General features: G+C 68.1%; 1 protein-coding gene and 1 pseudogene. One reads left to right on the top strand and one right to left on the bottom strand.

The genetic code is table 11. The features are described 5' to 3' along the window. Positions 1-340: pseudogene (locus tag BHU06_RS22905) on the top strand (hypothetical protein); the annotation flags it as partial. Between the two features lie 153 nt (positions 341-493). Here BHU06_RS22905 and BHU06_RS21845 read toward each other — a convergent pair. Continuing rightward, the gene (locus BHU06_RS21845) at positions 494-2197 is read right to left on the bottom strand and encodes a site-specific integrase (RefSeq protein WP_070401345.1); all 1704 of its coding nucleotides are present in this window, start codon (positions 2195-2197) and stop codon (positions 494-496) included. Positions 2198-2395: the final 198 nt, after the last annotated feature.

Genomic DNA, 2395 nt, shown 5'->3' with positions numbered 1-2395 from the left:
CCACGGCGAAATGGCGCGCGCCTGGAGCGCGATCGACATCCACATCGGCCTTCTGCGCCGGCTCTGGGCCGACCGTCCGCTGCAGCGCGAAGCGATGGCGGGTGCGATGGGGGCACGCGGCTATTCCCGCGCCTACGTCGCTCGATCGGTGCTGCAGCTGTTCCCCGGCAAGCCCGCAGCGTGGGCAACGAAGTATTCGCGCCCACTCGTCGAGGACTGGGTGATCGACACCAATCTGAACCGGCCGCGAATCGCGACGCTGTTGCGCGTGGCGGTCGCCGCCTCCGGCCTGACCTGGGGCGAAGACGTTCAGGTCTACTGGCGCGCCACCCGCGCCTGACACCCGGGTGCGGCGCTCGTGTCTAAAGCTGGTCAACGCGCCGTCGGTGTGTCGCCAAGTGCCCGCCAATACGGGGACAGCACGTCGCACTGTGCGCCCAGCAGGCGCACCCGCGCAGAGACGGTGAGCACATGGTCGACGCCGCACACCGACTCACAGGCCGAATGCAGCGGCGAGTTGGCGAGCGCGCTTGACCTCCTCTCCGTGCAGGTACGTGGACGTGGTGGTGATTGAGGCATGCCGCAGGTTGTCCCGCACGGTGGTCAAGTCGGCGCCGGCGGCCAGCGCATGGCTCGCGTGCGAATGCCGCATCCAATGCGGGCTCGCCTGCCTCAGTTTCGCCGCGAGGGCGGGCGCGTCCCGCTCCAGCACCTTGGCCGCGGTGGTGAAAAACCTTTTCATGACCGCCCACAGCCGCGCTCCTGTGATGCCCCGATCCTCGGCCCCGATGCGAGCGAGCAGCGGCGTCGCCGGCACCCACAGCTCTGGCGACGTGGGCAGTCCGCGAACGCAAAGGTAGTGATCCAGCGCCGAGCGCGCGAGCGGCGGCAGGGCCACCTTGCCGTTCTTCGCGCCCTTCCCTACGACATGCAGCCACCAGTCGTCGCGCTCGTCTTTCCTGACGTCCCGCAGCTTCACACCCACCAGTTCGCCGGCGCGCAGTCCCGTCGCATATCCGAAGTCCAGCAGGAATCGCACGCGATCGGCGGCGCCACGTTCCCACCCGTAGGAGACTTCCAGTCCATCGGCAATCGTGCGCACCAGCCTCCACTCCGCCTGCGAGAACGCCCGTCCCTTGTCCAGGGGCTGCCTGTCGCCGGCGCCACGAACCTTGATCCCGGCAAAGGGATTGGCCAGCACATAGTGCTGCGCCATGAGCCATCGGAACATGGCACCGAGCACGGACAGCGCATAGGCGATCGACTTCGGTGCCAGAGCGCCGGCAAACGGCCGCCATTCGCCGGATTTGCGCGGCCGCGGCGGCCCCACCCAGCGGCGCTGCGGCGTCGGATTGCGCAGGAACGCCCGATAGGCGATGGCGTCATCGGTCGTCAGCGACGAAAGGGGTTTTCCCAGCTGGATCACCGCCCACAGCAGCAGCCGTTCGGCCTCCTTGCGGTACGCCCGCCGAGTGGCGAGCGATTCGTGCAGCTGCAGCCAACTCAGGACAGCCTCGCCGTCATGGCTGGCGTCAATTAAGCAGGTGTGCGCCGGGGCACGGAACCTGCCACGTGAGCCGTCTAGCTCGGCGCGAGGCGAGGTCATGCGCTCCAGCGGCACGATGTCGCCGGGCGCGTCCTGCGCAATCAGCGCGCGCGCACGTTCCGTCAGCTGCGGATGCGCGGCAAAGAACGCCTCGACCTCGCGTGCGCAGGCCTGTCCCAGCCCGGGAATCGCCACCCACCACTGCCGCCGGCGCGGAATGCGCACGGTGAGCTCCGCAAGCGTGCGGATGCCCTGCCCTTTCAGCGCCGCGGCCGCGCGAGCGGGCAACCAGCGTTCGACGGCGTCGCCGATCAGCGGCTGCGGTGCGGGCAGATGCCGCAGTTCATGCAGTGCTGCGGCCACCGCCCTGGCATGCCTGGTGCGCTCCGCAGCAGGCCGCTCGAACACTTCGGCCAGGTCATCGCGCAAGCGCGATCGTGCATGCCTGGCCAGCTCGCGTCGAACCGCGCCGAGCACACCACGTGCCGTGTGCCCCGCATTCAGGCGCTCGGGCAAGTAGCGCTCGACTGCCTGGCGCGAGGGCATGCCTTCATGCCAGGCGCGCAGCGCTGCCAAAGCATTGACGTCGAAAGGACTGCTTCGTGGGGTGGGAGCGGCGGCTGGCACTGGAGCCTCCGGGAACTCGGGCATTTTGCCGAAGCCCAGTTTACTCCCGGCATGCAGCTACTGCGATAAGACCAGTTATCTGACTAGGCGGGCTGGAATGTTCCGCCGGGCTTGTGCGTCGGATCCTCTGTTCACCTTTCCATACCAGCAGAACCCGTGCTTTCCCGCGTCGTTTCTTTTGTGCGCCAGAGAGGGTCTCGTGCCTTGAGGCGGTCAGCTCCA

This window comes from Hydrogenophaga sp. PML113, assembly GCF_001777155.1.
GTDB lineage: Bacteria > Pseudomonadota > Gammaproteobacteria > Burkholderiales > Burkholderiaceae_C > Hydrogenophaga > Hydrogenophaga borbori.
The sequence above is the reverse complement of the archived record's forward strand: the minus strand, read 5'-3'. Positions and strand labels throughout refer to the sequence as shown.

Excerpts from the sequence above, each read along its gene's own strand:
- BHU06_RS21845 (WP_070401345.1), bottom strand. The coding sequence starts at position 2,197 with ATGCCCGAGTTCCCGGAGGCTCCAGTGCCAGCCGCCGCTCCCACCCCA.